The sequence below is a fragment of the Brachybacterium sp. 107 genome (genome assembly GCF_052379725.1).
Taxonomy (GTDB): Bacteria; Actinomycetota; Actinomycetes; order Actinomycetales; family Dermabacteraceae; genus Brachybacterium.
This window is the reverse complement of record NZ_JBQSYW010000013.1, coordinates 85,112-100,233: the sequence shown is the minus strand read 5'-3', so window position 1 is coordinate 100,233 and position 15,122 is coordinate 85,112. Positions and strand designations below refer to the sequence as shown.

Below are 15,122 nucleotides of genomic sequence, written 5' to 3'. Positions count from 1 at the left end.
TGCTCCTCGGGAGATGCTGCGGCGGGGTGGTCGACACGGCGATATCCCGCGTCCGAGGGCTCGTCGTCGGACCCTGTCACGAACTGTTCCATACGGACCTGTATCGAGATATACGACCTCCGTAGGAGATTGGCTCCACCGCCTGGGAGGTGCCCGACAGCCAGGTGCGACGCGGCAGAGAACCGTCGGCCGACGTGGCACGGAGCACGCGGGCGATGTGGCGCGGGACACGGGAGAGCGGCATTCGGGGTGACGGACAATGGGGCCGTGCCCGATCCCGTCCCCGCTCCGACCCCCAGCACCCCCGCCTCCCCCCGGGCCGCGCGCCGCATCGTGGACCGCGACATCCTCCGCCTCGCCGTCCCCAGCCTCGGCGCACTGATCGCCGAGCCGCTGTTCCTCCTGGCGGACTCCGCCTTCATCGCCCGGGTCAGCACCATGTCCCTGGCCGGGCTCGGGCTGGCGTCGGCGATCCTCACCACGGTGATCGGGCTGTCGGTGTTCCTCGCCTACTCCACCACCGCCTCGGTCGCGCGGGCCTTCGGGGCCGGCCGACGCCGCGAGGCGATCGCCCGCGGCGTCGACGCCTGCTGGCTGGCGCTGATGATCGGGGCGGGCGCCGTGCTGGTGCTGCTGCTCGGGGGCGAGTGGATCCTCGCCCTGTTCGGCCCCTCCCCCGAGGTGCTCGCCGAGGCCACCACCTACCTGCGGCTCAGCGCCCTCGGGGTGCCGGCGATGCTTGTGGTGCAATCGGCGACCGGACTGCTGCGCGGGCTGCAGAACGCCCGGGTGCCGCTCGTGGTCGCGGTCTCCGGCGCCGTCGTGAACATCCCGTTGAACTGGCTGCTGATCTTCGGGCTCGACCTCGGGATCGCCGGCAGCGCGATCGGCACGGTCATCGCCCAGTGGGGCATGGCCATCGTGCTGCTGATCCTGGTGGCCCGGGCGGCCCGCCGCAGCGAGGTGCCGTTGCGCCCTCACCTGGGGCAGGTGGCCTCCGCGGGGCGCGAGTCGGTGCCGATGTTCGTGCGCACCATCTCCCTGCGGGTGGTGCTGCTGGCCGGGACCCTCGTCGCGACGAAGCTCGGTGACGTGCAGCTGGGCGCTCACCAGATCGCCCTGACGGTCTTCAACCTGCTCGCCCTCGCCCTGGACGCCCTCGCGATCGCCGGCCAGGCTCTCACCGGGAGGTTCCTCGGGGCGGACGACCCCGTCTCCGTGCGCGCGGTGACCCGTCGGCTGATGGTGTGGGGCGTGGGCGGCGGGGTCCTCACCGGCGCCCTGCTGCTCGCCGCCAGCTACGTCATCCCGGGGCTGTTCACCCCCGACGTCGCGGTGCAGGAGAACCTGCGTGCGGCCCTGTGGGTGCTCATGGTCGCCCAGCCCGTGGCCGGCTATGTGTTCGTGCTGGACGGGGTGCTGATGGGTGCCGGCGACGCCCCGTACCTGGCGAAGGTCGGCGTGATCAACGCACTGGTCACCCTGCCGTTCGCGGCGCTGGTGTACTACTCGGGCTGGCAGGGGCCGTGGGCCCTGGCCGCGCTGTGGGTGGCGTGCACGCTGATCTTCCTGATCGCCCGCGCCGTGACCCTGGGGCTGCGGGTGCGCGGGGATGCGTGGATGCGGCTGGGGCGGTAGAGGCAGGGCAGAAGGCAGAAGGCAGAAGGCAGAAGGCAGAAGGCAGAAGGCAGAAGGCAGAACAGTGCCTCAGGATCCGGCGGGTCGCGCCTCCATGAAGAGCTGCGTGACCAGCACTCCGGCCTCGTCGATGCGCACATCGCCGGCGACCACGTACTCGACGTCCATCGTCTGCTCCTCGCCGGGACTCTCGTCTCCTGAGTCGGTGCGATAGGTGACCGTGGCGGTGGGCCCACCGCCCTCCTCGTAGCCCTCCGCCGCGGCGATACCGCCGAGGTGCCCGCTGTAAGTCAGCTCCGCGACCGGCTGTTCGTGGAACTCCCAGCGGCCGCTGCCGAACTCGGCGTCAGGATCCGGCACGCGCATGTCGCACTGCGAAAGCCCCTCGTCATCGACGTCACCGCATTTCGCGACGAGGGCGTCCATCTCCTTCTGCACCGCGAGCTGGGTCTCCGGGGAGAACTCGAGCCGCGGGTCCCCCTGCACGTCGGCGGCCGAGTGGTCTCCGAGCGTCGGGGGGAGTGTCACCGTCTCCGGCACCGTCTGAAGGTAGTCACCGGGCGGCACCACCTCGATCGTGTACGTGCCCGGGAGCGCGGAGAGTCTGATGAGAGAGTCTCCGCTCGACAGGTCGTCCGCAGCGAACTCGACGCCGTTGAGGCGGACGCTCTCGGCCTCCTCGGGCACGTCCACGGAGAGACTGCCCAGCGTCGCCTCTGTCAGGCTCCAGCGCGCTTCGCCGCGTTCCGAGTGCGCGGCCGGCTGGACCGAGAGCGTCCCGGTGAGGGTCCCGCCGTCCTGCACGGCCTCCACCTCGTAGTCGTACCCGTCTCCGCTCTCTGACCGCTCGACGATCTCCACGTCGCCGACGGTGCCGTCCACCGGCGCCGCCTCCTCGGCGTCGAGCAGGAGCGTCGTGTCCCCGCCCCGGGCAGGCCCCACGAGCGTGCGCAGCGTTGCCGCGTCGCCGTCCTCGAGAGCACTCAGATACTGCTCGACGAGCCGATCCGGGGAGGCCCGATGATGCCGCACGACGAGAAAGGTGATGAGCAGTGCGAGGACCAGCGCCCCCGCGACGGCGACCATGATCAGGGGGCGACGCCTCCGGCCGGACTCCGCCGATACCCGGACGTCACCGACCTCGTCGACTCGGCCGACTCTCATCGCATCCCACCCCCGTGCCTCGCACAGTGCGCGGCTGACCGCAGGGTACAGCGCCGCTCGGCCCCGGTCAGCGCCTCTCAGCCTCGGTCAGCGCCTCCAGAGTTCGCGAGAATCGGCCCCGGCGCGGAACCCGAAGCTCTCGACCAGGGCCATGGCCTCGGGGAACCCGTGTGCGAGGGAGTGCGGGGCGTGGGAGTCGCTGCCGAAGCTGATCGATCGGCCGCCCTCCTCGCTCCACCACTGCGCCATCCACGGCCACAGCCGGCGCGTGTTCATCTCCAGGGCGCGGCCGCTCTGGGCGATCGCGCGCATCGCGGCACGGAACTCCTCCTCGAAGGCCCTGGGGTCGACCGGCCCCTCCTGCTCCTCGGGCCAGTACCGCAGGGCGTAGTCGAGGTGGGTGACGACCTCGAAGGGTTCGTCGCCGGCCACCAGCGCGGGGACCTCCGCGAGGTAGCGGCGGATCACCTCATCGGCCGGCAGGCGGCGGAACAGGGTGTTGGGCTCGGCGCGACCGGCCTCGAACTCGAGGGTATGCAGGGAGCCGATGATCCGGTCGAAGCGGCTGAGGTCGAGCTGGCGGCGGGCGGCCTCGGTGCGCAGGTGGGGCTGGCCGAACTCCAGGCCGGTGCCGATGCGCAGCTCCGGGAACGCCGCGCGACACCTCTCGATGCTCTCGAAGTAGCCGTCGACGTCGAAGCGCGGGATGGCGACGATCCCGTCATCCCCCAGCAGGTGCGACTCATGATCACCGAAGTCCTCTGGATCGCTGAACCAGGCGTCCTCGAGGTCGAGGTGCTCGGTGAAGAACAGCGCCGGCAGGCCGATCCGCACCGCACGGGCACAGGTCGCCTCCATCGTGCCCCGAGCGGCGGAATCGGGGCCGCCGGTGTCCCAGGAGAACTCGCTGTGCACGTGGCTGTCTGCGGGGAGGGTCATGGGAACAGCCTGCCACGACGCGCAGCCGGGCCGGGTTCGAGTCCCGCCGTATGCCACGTAGGACAAGCGGCAGGATCAGGGAGAGGCGAGGCCAGCGGAGCACAGGAAGCCGGAGGAGCACGGCGAAGCCAACGGAGCACAGGAAACCGGAGGAGCACAGCGAGGCCAGCGGGGCACGGTGGGGCCAGCGGGGCAAAGTTGGGGGAATCGGCCATCGATAACCCCAACTTTGCCCCGCTGACCCCGCTGAATCCGCTGAATCCGCTGACCCTGATGGATCCGCTGACTCCGCTAACGCTGCTGACCCTGCTGACGCTGCTGACACCGCTGGGCACACTGGCGCTGTCGGTAGGCGTCGGAGGCGGCGTGGTCGGGCGCCGGAGGGGGTGTGGTCAGGCGCCGGAGGCGGCGTGGTCAGGTGCCGGCGGGGACCTCCGCCTCGGCGCGCACTTCGCGGGTGGCCTGGACGAGGTGGCGCAGGCTGGCCTCGGTCTCGGCGTAGCCGCGGGTCTTCAGGCCGCAGTCGGGGTTCACCCACAGCCGCTCGGGACCCACCACGGCGCGGGCACTGCGCAGCTGGTCGGCGATCTCCTCGGCGCTCGGCACGCGCGGGGAGTGGATGTCCCACACGCCCGGGCCGATGCCGCGGGGGAAGGCCCCCGGGTCGATGGCCTCGAGGATCTCTCCGCGGGAGCGGGCCGATTCGATCGAGGTGACGTCCGCGTTCAGGGCGTCGATCGCCCCGACCACCACGTTGAACTCGCTGTAGCAGAGGTGGGTGTGGATCTGCGTGGCCGTCTGCACCCCGGAGGTGGCCAGGCGGAACGAGCGCACGGACCAGTCGAGGTAGTCCGCGTGCTGGGCCACCCGCAGAGGGAGCAGCTCACGCAGCGCGGGCTCGTCGACCTGGACGATGCCGATCCCGGCGGCCTCGAGATCGGTGACCTCGTCGCGCAGGGCGAGGCCCACCTGATCGGCGGTGTCGCCGAGGGGCTGATCGTCGCGCACGAAGGACCAGGCCAGGATGGTGACGGGGCCGGTGAGCATGCCCTTGACGGGGCGCGGGGTGAGGGACTGGGCGTAGGTGGCCCAACCCACCGTGATGGGGGCGGGGCGGTGCACGTCGCCGAACAGGATCGAGGGACGCGTGCAGCGGGAACCGTAGGACTGCACCCAGCCGTGCTCGGTGGTCGCGAAGCCCTCGAGGTTCTCGGCGAAGTACTGGACCATGTCGTTGCGCTCGGGCTCGCCGTGCACCAGGACGTCCAGTCCCAGCTCCTCCTGGAGCGTGATCACGCGGGCGATCTCGTCCTGCATGGCCTGCTCGTAGCCGGCGTCGTCGAGCGTGCCCTTGCGGTGGGCGGCGCGGGCAGCACGCACCTCACCGACCTGCGGGAACGAGCCGATCGTGGTGGTGGGGAGATCCGGCAGGCCCAGTGCCTGCCGCTGTGCCTCAGCGCGCACCGCATACTCCGCGCGGTCGGTGTCCGCTGAGGTGGTCGCCGCGGCGCGCTCGCGTACGGCGTCCACGCGCACCCCGTCGAAGGTGCGTGGCACCGAGCGGGGGCCGTCGATGTTCCCGGGTCGCACGTCCCCCGCGGCGAGGGCGACGATCTCGGTGATCTTCTCGTCGGCGAAGGCGAGGGTGGCCAACAGTTCTGCGGGCAGCGTGGCCTCCAGCTCCAGGGTGTGGGGGACGTGCTGAAGGGAGACGGACGTGGACACGGAGATCGCGTCGGCCGACCCGCCGGCGGCGGTGACGCGCGTGCGCAGCTCGGCCAGGCGCGCCGCGGCCGTGGGCAGCTCGGTGCGCCACACGGAACGGCCCTCGACGAGGCCCGCGACCAGCTGCACGTCGCCGATGCTCGCGAGCTGGTCGACGGTGGGCAGGCCGCCCCGGGTGAGGTCGATGTGCACGGCCTCGGCCCCGGTGGCGAGCAGCACGGGCAGCAGATCGTCGATCCCACCGTAGGGCGTGGTGACCAGCAGCTGCGGTCGCGACACCGTCTCGGCGAGGCGGCCGACGGACCGCTGCAGAGCATCGGCGAGCTGGTCGCTGGTCAGACGCTGATCCGCGGCGAGCGCTGGCTCGTCGAGCTGGACCCAGCCGGCGCCCGCGGCGTGCAGGCGCTCCAGGAGCTGGGCGTACACGGCCACGACGTCGTCCAACCGGTCCAGCGGGTCGAACCCCTCAGGGGCGCCGTCCTGCGCCTTGGCCAGGAGCAGCAGCGTCAGCGGGCCCACCAGCACCGGGCGGGTGCCGGCGCCGTCCTCGAGGGACTCCGTGAACAGCTCCACGAGGCGCTGCGAGGCGAGGTGGAGGTCGGTGTCCGGGCCGATCTCGGGCACCAGGTAGTGATAGTTGGTGTCGAACCACTTCGTCATCTCCAGCGGCGGCTGCTCGGCGGTGCCGCGCGCGAGGGCGAAGAGCCCGTCGTCGTCGACCGTCCCGTCGGGGCCGACCACGGAGGCGAAGCGGTCCGGGATGATTCCGACGGCGAGCGCGGCGTCGAGCACCTGATCGTACAGGGAGAACGACTCCGGGGCGGCGTCGGCGGCATCCAGGCCCAGCTCGGCGAGGCGGGCACGGGTGGCGCGGCGCAGCTCGCGGGTGCGGCGGGCGAACTCGGCGTGGTCGATGCGGCCGGCCCAGTAGGCCTCCTCGGCCTTCTTCAGCTCGCGGCCGGGGCCGATGCGGGGGTAGCCGACGGGCGTCGCGGCGGGCAGGGGCGTGGTCTGCGTGGTCATCGGGGGTCTCCTTGCGACGTGGTGGACCAGCGGTCCAGATCGAGGTGATCGAGCACGTCGAGCGCGTCGGCGTGCGAGTTGAAGGTGAACAGGTGCAGTCCGGGGGCGCCGGCATCGAGCACCCGACGGGCGAGGTCGACGGTGAAGCCGACGCCGATGCGGCGGCGCTCGACGTCGTCGGCCGCGATCTCCAGGCGATGCAGGAGCTCGCGGGGCGCCTCGACGCCGCTGATCTCGGCGAGCCGCTCGAGACGTCGGGGATTGGTGGCGGGGACGAAGCCGGGCACGACCGGGAGGCGGATGCCGGCGACCTGCGCCCGGTCCAGCAGCTGGCAGTAGGCGTCGGCCTCGAAGAACACCTGGGTGATCGCGAAATCCGCGCCCGCCTTCTCCTTGGCCACGAGCACCTCGGTGTCGTGGCTGGTGGTGGGCGATTCCGGGTGACGGTAGGGATATGCGGCGACGCCGATGCTCACGCGTCCGCCGGCGAGAGTGGCGGTGCGCTCACGCTCGATGTCCCGGATCAGCTCGATCAGGGGGCGGGCGAACGGGATCTCGTCGTCCTCGAGGCGGTGGCCCTCGGGCTGGTCCCCGCGCAGGGCGAGGATGCCGCGCACCCCGCGGTCCAGCAGCGCGTGGATGATCGTGGTCAGCTGAGCCCGGGTGGAGTCGATCGAGGCCAGGTGCACCAGGGGGCGCAGGCTGGTCTCGGCGAGCACGTGCTCGGTGAGCTCGAGGACGCGGGCGAGGTTGCCGTGGCCTGCGCGGCTGGTCACGGAGACGTAGTCGGGGGCTGTGGCCTCGAGATGGCCGATGGTGTCGCGCAGGCGCTCGAAGGAGACATCCGACCGGGCCGGGAACAGCTCGTAGCTGAGCGCGGGGCGATGGCGCACCGGGGAGGTGCGCTCGAGCTCGGGCAGCGTGGTGGTCGCGGACATGCAGGGAAAACTACGGTCGTCCAGGAGCGGCAGGGAAGGAAAGTGTGCACGTGTGAACCAGCGCGACGACTCCGCGGCTCCCGAGCCACCGGGGTTCACGCGGGGTCACGCCCGGACGTGCCGAGGGGGCCTCGGCACCCGAAACCGGGGCCGGTACCGGTGCCGGGGCCGGCGCCGGGGCCGCCGGGCTCTCAGCCCGCCTGACGCAGCGTGCGGTGGGCGAGGATCGCGGCGAGCACCATGAGGATCGCACCGATGCCGCTGGTCAGCTGGACACCGGAGTCGAAGGCGGTGCGCGCGGACTCCAGCAGCGGGCCGGCCACGGCCTCGGGCAGGGTGCCCGCGACGGATGCTGCTCCGCCGAGCGTCTCGGAGGCCGCCTCCTGGTGTGCGTCGGTGAGCCCCGCGGGCAGCTCGACCTGGTGGCGGTAGGCGGCGTTGAGCAGACTGCCCAGCACGGCGGTGCCGAGCACAGCTCCGGTCTCGTAGGCGGTCTCGGAGATCGCGGAGGCGGCGCCGGCCTTCTGGGCGGGGACGGCGGCGAGGATCAGGTCGTTGCTGAGGGTCTCGGCCGCCCCGATCCCTGCGCCGAGCAGGCAGAAGGCCGCCAGGAGCACGAGGTCGTTCCCCCCGCTCCCGGTGAGCGCGACCAGGGTGAAGGCGATCGCGTTGAGCGCGAGCGCGCAGCTGATGACGATGTGCGCGGGCACATGGCGCACGATCCGCACCACCACGAGCCCAGCGACGATCGTGACCACCAGCCCGGGGACCAGGACCAGGCCGGCCTCCATCGGGGAGCGGCCGCTGACGAGCTGGAGGTGCTGGGACAGGAAGTAGAGGAATCCGACCAGCGAGAACACGCTGAGCAGGTTCGCGAGGACCGCGCCGGTGAACGCCGGCCGGGTGAACAGCGAGACGTCGAGCATCGGGACGGGCCGGGCGAGCTGGCGGCGCACGAAGGCGACGCCTGCCACCACGGCCACGAGCAGGCAGCCGACCACGAGCAGGCTCACTCCGCTGCTCGCGGCTGTCTTGATGGCGAACACGAGTGGCGTCATGGTGGCCAGCACGAGGAGCACGCTGAGCGGGTCGAGCGGGCCCGGAGCGGGGTCCCGGGACTCAGGCAGGAGGATCGGACCGAGGATCAGCAGCGGCAGCATCACGGGCACGGCCAGCAGGAACACGGAGCCCCAGGCGAAGTGCTCGAGGAGGAACCCGCCGACGATCGGGCCGAGGGCCGCGCCGCCGGAGAACGCGGCGGCCCAGATCGCGATCGCGGTGCGGCGCTGGGACGGGTCCTCGAAGAGGTTGCGGATCAGGGAGAGCGTGGCCGGCATGAGCACGGCGCCGAACACCCCCATCAGTGCGCGGGCGGCGATCAGCGTGGGAGCGTCCGGGGAGAGTGCGGCCAGTGCGGAGACGGCCGCGAAGCCGGCGCTGCCGATCAGCAGGAGCCGACGTCGGCCGAAGCGGTCCCCGAGGGCGCCCATCGGCACCAGCAGTCCGGCGAGCACGAGCGAGTAGATGTCCACGATCCACAGCAGCTGCTGACCGCTGGGCGCCAGTGCCTCGGAGATGACCGGGAGCGCGAAGGCGAGCACGGTGTTGTCCACGGAGACCAGCAGCACGGGCAGCATGAGCACTGCCAGCGCGATCCAGGTCGAGCGCGTGGCGCGCCCGGGGGCGGTGACGTCGACGGCGGGAAGCACAGGGGACTCCGAGTTCTGATGCGAAGGGGGTATCGATGTCGCGAGGAGTCCGAGCCGGGCCGGGTCCGGTCGGGACGGCGACCTAAGCAGACTAAACCGTCCAGACGGTATAGTTCCAGGGGGAGAGGGTCAGATCACCCGTGGGGGGCGGACCGGATCACCAGTAGGGTCGACCCCATGACAGCTCGCGACGCAGTGCTCGACGCCTACCAGGCCATCCTCCTGGAGCACGGCCAGCGCGCCACCACGCTGGCGGCCGTCGCCGCGAGGGCCGGCGTCTCCAAGGGCGGCCTGCTCTACCACTTCACGTCGAAAGAAGCCCTGGCGGCAGGCCTGATCGCCCGCCTCGACGACCTCATCGACGAAGACCTGCGGGAGATGAGTGCCGCACAGGACGGCCCCTCCCGCTACTACGTGCGCACGTCGGTCTGGACCGACGGCCCTCTGGACCGCACCCTCGTAGCCGTCGCGCAGCTCGCCCAGGAATCCCACGCCGACGCGAGGGCCGCGATGTCCCGTGCTCGCCGGCAGTGGCTCGCCCTGATCCGCGAGGAGGTGGGCGAGGAGGCGACAGCCCACGCGATCCTCCTGCTCGGCGACGGGCTCTATTTCGATGCCGCACTCAGCGGGGGCATCCACCCGGACCGCGAGGACCAGTTCTCCGTCGAGCACCTGCTGCCGATCGTCGACCGCCTGCTCGACGCCGCTCCGGCCTGACTCCGCGCAGCGCCAGACCGTCAGGCCTCGGCGCACCTCGCACCACTTGCTGGACCTCACGACTTTCCATGTCCGTTTTTTCCCTTTCTACCCCTTTGCCCGCTATGCTGGAGCGACAGAGCCACCCATGCACGGGCGAGCTCAGGACGCTCGAAGGAGTTCAGGGATGCGGATCGGTTATGCGGCAGGAGCCTTCGATCTCTTCCATGTGGGGCACCTGAACCTGCTTCGCCACGCCAAGGAGCAGTGCGACCTGCTGGTCGCCGGTGTCGTGAGCGACGAGATGCTGCGCGAGGTCAAGGGCATCGAGCCCGTGATCCCGACTGCAGAACGGGCGGAGATCGTCCGCCAGATCCGCTACGTCGACAACGTGCACATCGAGACGACCCCGTCGAAGCTCGACGCCTGGAACGAGGTCGGGTTCACCCACTTCTTCAAGGGCGACGACTGGCGCGGGACCGAGAAGGGCCTGCGACTGGAGCAGCAGTTCGCCGCGGTCGGGGTGGAGATCGTCTACTTCCCCTACACGGCGCACACCTCCAGCACCACGCTGCGACGAGCACTCTCGGCGATCACCTCCGCTGCGGCACCGCAGCCCGCCGCCGCACAGAAGAGCTCCACCGTTCTGCCACTGCCGGCCATCGCCCTCTGACGTCCGCGGCGCAGGCCGCTCCCCACGATCGCCCGACGGGTCGGTCCTCCATCCCGAGGGCCGACCTCTCCTTGTCCTTCGTGCGGTGACACATCTCGTGCGGTGCCAGGTCGCGGCTCCGGCGCCACGTCGCTGCGTCGGACCCGACCACCTGCCGTTCACCGAGGACCCGGAGAAGTGGACACCCCCGAGAGGGGGTCGGTGCCTCATCCTCTCGGGGGCGCGTCGTGATCCGCCGCTCTGCGGGCGCCCGACATCCGGCCCGGCCCGTCGACTCCGTCAGACCCCTCAGTACGCCCCACGCGAGGCGAGGACCGCGCGCACGGTGCGGCCGAGGATCAGGAGGTCCTGGGTGAAGGACCAGTTGTCCACGTAGAAGAGGTCCAGGCGCACCGTGTCCTCCCAGGACAGATCGCTGCGACCGGAGACCTGCCACAGACCGGTGATGCCGGGTCGGACGGCCAGCCGACGACGGGCATCCTCGTCATACCCGGTGACCTCCTGCGGCAGCGCGGGGCGCGGACCCACCAGGCTCATGTCGCCGCGCAGCACGTTCCACAGCTGGGGCAGCTCGTCGAGCGAGTAGCGCCGCAGCACCTTGCCCACCCGGGTGATCCGGGGGTCGTCGGCCATCTTGAACAGCACGGCGTTGCCCTTGTCGCGGGCGAGCTGCTCGAGCTCCGCACGGCGCGCCTCGGCGTCGATCACCATGGAGCGGAACTTGAGGAACTCGAACGCCGTTCCCGAGCGTCCCACTCGGTCCTGACGGAAGATCACTCCCCCGCGATCGCTCCACCACACGCTCAGCGCGAGGACCGCGAACACGGGAGTGAGCAGAATGAGGAGCGTCGCGCTGGCCACGATGTCGAAGGCTCGCTTCGTCCACTTCAGGGCATTGCGTGCGCGCGGGAGATCCATATGGACCAGGGGCAGGCCGGCGACTGGGCGCATCCTGATGCGATCGCCGGAGATCTCGCTGACACCGGGGACGACGATCACGGCGACGTCCTGGTCCTCCAGCTCCCACGCGATCCGACGGAACTCCTCCGCGCTGGCGGACGAGCCCGCGGTGAACAGGACGACGTCCGGCTCCTTGCTCCGCACCAGCGGGAGCAGTCGGGACTCATCCCCCAGGACCGGGACGCCGGCCTCCTCATCCTGGGCATCCTCGTACATCGGTGTGACCGCCCCGAGCACGTCGTAGCCGAGCCAGGTCTCCCGTGCCAGCGTGCGAGCGATGCCGCTCACGTGCCCTGCGGATCCGACGACGAGCACCTGGAGCCGCAGCCGCCCGCGGACGCGCGCGCCGTTGACCGCGCGTCGCGCCGCGAAGCGCACGAGCAGCAGCAGCGGCGGGCCGACGAGGAAGAGCGTGACGAAGAAGGGTCGTGACAGCGGGATGTCGGCGAGGAAGAGGATCGCGCCGAGGATGCCGACCGCTCCCACGCAGGCGGTGAGCACATTGCGGTAGATCTCGGCGCCGCTGGCGATGAGGCGGGGATTGACGCCCCCGAACACCACGATCGCGAGCATCCATCCCGCACCGATGACGATGCTGTTGTGCACGACCGTCCCGGACAGTCCGGGGGCGCTGTCGAGGAACTCCAGGTTCTGGCGGATCACGAACGCGATCAGGCATGCCAGAGCGATGACCATGGCATCGGCGAGGAGGAGCGACCCGGTGATGAGGAGATCCCCCCGCCGGGCCCGTCGCCGACGCCGCCGGGACGGCGCAGTCAGGGGCGTGGCCAGCGGCGCAGCCACCCGTTCGATGACCGGCACGCTCACCGCATGAGGAGCGTCGACAGCCGTGATGGCCTGCTGAACCGACATGAGAAGCCTTTCGGGGAGACGTCGTGCGGACGCCTCGCGCGAGATCAGCCTGGATGTCGACTCCTCGCATCGCACCGTTGCGACCCGAGAGTTCGTCCAATGTCCGTTTCGCGGCTTTCGCCCGTTACGTCACTATACATCCGTTATGACCGATGTGAAGGGTGTCGGTCGGCGCACGTCGACCAGCGCGCCTCGCCCCGCCATCAGGGCATGGAAAAAGCCGGCGCGAACCACGTCATGCGTGGTTCGCGCCGGCTTCGCGGCGTCAGAGGTCGATCAGTGCGTGTTGAGGTGCTGCTGCAGCGCCTTGACGGTCCCGTAGGACGTGCGGAAGTCCCACACACCGTTGCTCTTCAGGCCGATCGCGGCGCGCAGCTTGCCCGTGGTCTCGGAGCCGATCTTGCCGTCGGCCGTAGCACCGACCTTCGACTGCAGGGCCTTGATGTCGCTGGAGGAGAGCGAGCCGTCCTGCGCCACACCCACCCAGGCCTGGAGGGCGCGGGTGCTGGCGGGACCGAACTTGCCGTCCACCACGAGGTTCGCGGAGCTCGAGGAGCCGTCGGTCGACGGCGCGCTCGGGGCCGGGGCGCTCTTGGCGGGGGCGCCGCTGTTGAGGAACGACTGGAGCGCCTTGGTGGTGGAGTAGTTGGTGCGGAAGTCCCAGGCGCCGTTGCTCGTGAGGCCGATCGCGGCGCGCAGCTTGGCGGTGGTCTTCGCGCCGATCTTGCCGTCAGCGGTGGCGCCGACCTTCTTCTGCAGGACCTTGATGTCGCTCGTGGAGAGGTAACCGTTGGGGCTCACACCGATCCACGACTCCACGGCGCGGGTGGTGGCGGGGCCGAACTTGCCGTCGACCGCGAGCCCGGAGGTGGAGGGGCTCTCGCGATCATCGTCGCGGGAGGAGCCGCCACCCGTGGATCCGCCGGGCTGGGCGTTGGAGTCAGCGCCGCCGTTGGCCTTGGTGAGGCCTGCGCGCTTGCCGCAGACGGGCCAGGCGCCGGGGCCCTGCTGCTGCAGGGTGCGCTGGGCGATGGCGATCTGCTCGGACTTCGAGGCCTTGTTGGCGGTCGAGGCGTACTGGCCGCCGCCGAAGGCCTTCCAGGTGGAGCTGGAGAACTGCAGGCCACCGTAGTAGCCGTTGCCGGTGTTGATCGCCCAGTTGCCGCCGGACTCGCACTGGGCGACCTTGTCCCACACGGAGTTGTCGGCGACGGCGACCCCGCCTCCGGCCACGCTCAGGCCGGCGGCGACGACGGCGCCCCCGGTCGCTGCGGCCACCTTCGGCGCCACGCGCACACCGCGGAAGTAGACAGCGGAACCATCGGCACGATGAGAAGGGATTCGGCGTGATGCGGACATCGGGGACTCCTGGGGAAAGGATGAGGAAGCGCACGGAACGGACGCTTCCGACGGGCCATCCAGCGCCGTCCGATCAGCGTGCACGCAGGCCATGAGCCCGCGCGCCCGTTCCGGGCTCCTGCCACCGTGCCCCGGGCGCACCTCCCGGAAAAGGCTTGCAGACCAATCCCGACCGCTAATTTTAGGGTTCTTTTACCGAAACTCCCGGAATCCAGAATGACACCGCGGGAATTACTGAGTACAAAGGGCCGCGCCCGCACAGTCGCGGGGGCCTGCCTGCACCGCGCGCCTGCCCCCGTGCGTACGGGTCAGATCACCGAGCGGCCACCGTCGATCCGCATGTCCTCCCCGGTGATCATCGCGGAGTCCGGGCTCGCGAGGAAGGCCACGAGGGCGGCGATCTCCTCCGGGGCCACGAACCGCCCGGCGGGGATCTGGGCGCGCGCCGCATCACCCTTCTCCCCCACCCAGATCTCCCGCGCCAGGGCGGTGTCGGCGATCGTGGGGGAGATGGCGTTGAGGGTCACGCCGCGGCTGGCCCACTCCACGGCCAGCACGCGGGTGAACCCCAGCACCCCGGCCTTGGAGGCGGAGTAGGCGGCGTGCTCGACCAGGCCGATCCCGGCGGCCTGCGAGGCGATGTTCACGATGCGCCCGTAGCCGGCCTCGAGCATGGCGCGGCCGGCGGCCTGGGTCATGAAGAAGCTGCCGGAGAGGTTGACCGCGAGGGTGGCCTGCCAGTCCTTCTCGGACAGGTCCTCGCCGGGGGCGAAGCGGCCGATACCGGCGGAGTTCACGAGGATCTGGGGTGTCCCGACCTCGGCGACGACGCGGGTGATCGCGTCCTGCGCGGCGGCGGCGTCGGCGATGTTCGCGGTCACGGCCAGGTGCTCTTCACCGGGCAGCGCGGCGATCGCGTCGGCGAGCGCGGGGGCGATGTCGACGCCCACGATGCGGGCGCCGCGCTCGGCGAGGTGGGTGGCGATGGCCTGGCCGATCCCGGCGGCGGCGCCGGTGATCACGGCGATCTGATCGGTGAAGTCGGTGGTCATGAAGGTTCTCCTGTCCTCCGCCGGCCGGCTCGGGGCAGGGACGCGCGCTCGGCCGCGGAGAGGGCCGATGATGCGCGTTCCCGGTGACGGCGGGCCCGCGATGTGATTGCCTGGTCCTCCCAGTGTCTCCCGACACCGTAGTCCTCACCCCGTGGAGCCGCACATGACCTCGCACCCCGCTGCCGATGCAGAGAGTGAGCCCGCACGCGAGCCAGCAGCGGATGCCCTCTTCCCGTCCGCAGCGTGGCAGCCCCTGCCCCGCGCCGAGGGACGCGAGCAGCCGGTGTCGATCGTGCGCCGCGACGACGTCGTCGCCACCCCGCCAGGATCGGGAACAGGGTCAAGGACGGGAACAGAGGCAGGGGCAGGTTCA

General features: G+C 71.0%; 11 protein-coding genes. 3 read left to right on the top strand and 8 right to left on the bottom strand.

Going from position 1 to position 15,122, the window contains the following annotated elements; genetic code table 11:
- Positions 1 to 333 precede the first annotated feature (333 nt).
- Positions 334 to 1,638: an MATE family efflux transporter gene (locus ACT3UL_RS14130; protein WP_444578896.1), complete on the top strand. Its 1,305-nt coding sequence runs from the start codon at positions 334 to 336 to the stop codon at positions 1,636 to 1,638.
- A gap of 69 nt (positions 1,639 to 1,707) precedes the next feature.
- Here ACT3UL_RS14130 and ACT3UL_RS14125 read toward each other — a convergent pair whose 3' ends face one another.
- From ACT3UL_RS14125 to ACT3UL_RS14105, 5 genes are all read right to left on the bottom strand, one after another.
- Positions 1,708 to 2,802, bottom strand: a complete 1,095-nt coding sequence (locus tag ACT3UL_RS14125) for a hypothetical protein (protein WP_444578886.1) — start codon at positions 2,800 to 2,802, stop codon at positions 1,708 to 1,710.
- A gap of 87 nt (positions 2,803 to 2,889) precedes the next feature.
- Complete coding sequence (locus ACT3UL_RS14120) at positions 2,890 to 3,741, bottom strand: PHP domain-containing protein (protein ID WP_444578885.1); 852 nt, start codon at positions 3,739 to 3,741, stop codon at positions 2,890 to 2,892.
- Between the two features lie 414 nt (positions 3,742 to 4,155).
- Complete coding sequence (gene metE, locus ACT3UL_RS14115) at positions 4,156 to 6,489, bottom strand: 5-methyltetrahydropteroyltriglutamate--homocysteine S-methyltransferase (protein ID WP_444578884.1); 2,334 nt, start codon at positions 6,487 to 6,489, stop codon at positions 4,156 to 4,158.
- The gene (locus ACT3UL_RS14110; protein WP_444578883.1) at positions 6,486 to 7,427 is read right to left on the bottom strand and encodes a methylenetetrahydrofolate reductase; all 942 of its coding nucleotides are present in this window, start codon (positions 7,425 to 7,427) and stop codon (positions 6,486 to 6,488) included. Before ACT3UL_RS14110 ends, metE begins: the two co-directional genes overlap by 4 nt.
- Before the next feature lie 191 nt (positions 7,428 to 7,618).
- Positions 7,619 to 9,136, bottom strand: coding sequence for an MFS transporter (locus tag ACT3UL_RS14105; protein WP_444578882.1), 1,518 nt, complete (start codon positions 9,134 to 9,136; stop codon positions 7,619 to 7,621).
- 177 nt (positions 9,137 to 9,313) lie between these two features.
- Between ACT3UL_RS14105 and ACT3UL_RS14100 the strand changes: the two genes are divergently transcribed.
- Together ACT3UL_RS14100 and ACT3UL_RS14095 are read left to right on the top strand one after the other, a co-directional pair.
- A complete protein-coding gene (locus ACT3UL_RS14100) occupies positions 9,314 to 9,853 on the top strand; it encodes a TetR/AcrR family transcriptional regulator (protein WP_444578881.1) in 540 nt (179 codons plus the stop codon).
- A 166-nt stretch (positions 9,854 to 10,019) separates the two neighbouring features.
- On the top strand, positions 10,020 to 10,505 hold the full coding sequence (locus tag ACT3UL_RS14095; protein ID WP_444578880.1) for an adenylyltransferase/cytidyltransferase family protein: 486 nt from the start codon (positions 10,020 to 10,022) through the stop codon (positions 10,503 to 10,505).
- Positions 10,506 to 10,793: 288 nt separating this feature from the next.
- Here ACT3UL_RS14095 and ACT3UL_RS14090 read toward each other — a convergent pair whose 3' ends face one another.
- The 3 genes from ACT3UL_RS14090 to ACT3UL_RS14080 form a co-directional block, all read right to left on the bottom strand.
- Positions 10,794 to 12,338, bottom strand: a complete 1,545-nt coding sequence (locus ACT3UL_RS14090; RefSeq protein WP_444578879.1) for a sugar transferase — start codon at positions 12,336 to 12,338, stop codon at positions 10,794 to 10,796.
- 276 nt (positions 12,339 to 12,614) lie between these two features.
- Complete coding sequence (locus ACT3UL_RS14085) at positions 12,615 to 13,697, bottom strand: transglycosylase family protein (RefSeq protein WP_444578878.1); 1,083 nt, start codon at positions 13,695 to 13,697, stop codon at positions 12,615 to 12,617.
- Between the two features lie 308 nt (positions 13,698 to 14,005).
- Entirely contained in the window at positions 14,006 to 14,749 is a 744-nt protein-coding gene (locus ACT3UL_RS14080; protein WP_444578877.1) for a GolD/DthD family dehydrogenase, read from the bottom strand.
- Positions 14,750 to 15,122 lie beyond the last annotated feature (373 nt).

What these genes read in the sequence shown, in the direction of transcription:
- ACT3UL_RS14085 (WP_444578878.1), bottom strand. Translation starts at nt 13,697, where the DNA reads ATGTCCGCATCACGCCGAATCCCTTCTCATCGTGCCGATGGTTCCGCT.
- ACT3UL_RS14080 (WP_444578877.1), bottom strand. Translation starts at nt 14,749, where the DNA reads ATGACCACCGACTTCACCGATCAGATCGCCGTGATCACCGGCGCCGCC.
- ACT3UL_RS14110 (WP_444578883.1), bottom strand. Translation starts at nt 7,427, where the DNA reads ATGTCCGCGACCACCACGCTGCCCGAGCTCGAGCGCACCTCCCCGGTG.
- ACT3UL_RS14125 (WP_444578886.1), bottom strand. Translation starts at nt 2,802, where the DNA reads ATGAGAGTCGGCCGAGTCGACGAGGTCGGTGACGTCCGGGTATCGGCG.
- ACT3UL_RS14090 (WP_444578879.1), bottom strand. Translation starts at nt 12,338, where the DNA reads ATGTCGGTTCAGCAGGCCATCACGGCTGTCGACGCTCCTCATGCGGTG.
- ACT3UL_RS14100 (WP_444578881.1), top strand. Translation starts at nt 9,314, where the DNA reads ATGACAGCTCGCGACGCAGTGCTCGACGCCTACCAGGCCATCCTCCTG.
- metE (WP_444578884.1), bottom strand. Translation starts at nt 6,489, where the DNA reads ATGACCACGCAGACCACGCCCCTGCCCGCCGCGACGCCCGTCGGCTAC.
- ACT3UL_RS14095 (WP_444578880.1), top strand. Translation starts at nt 10,020, where the DNA reads ATGCGGATCGGTTATGCGGCAGGAGCCTTCGATCTCTTCCATGTGGGG.
- ACT3UL_RS14120 (WP_444578885.1), bottom strand. Translation starts at nt 3,741, where the DNA reads ATGACCCTCCCCGCAGACAGCCACGTGCACAGCGAGTTCTCCTGGGAC.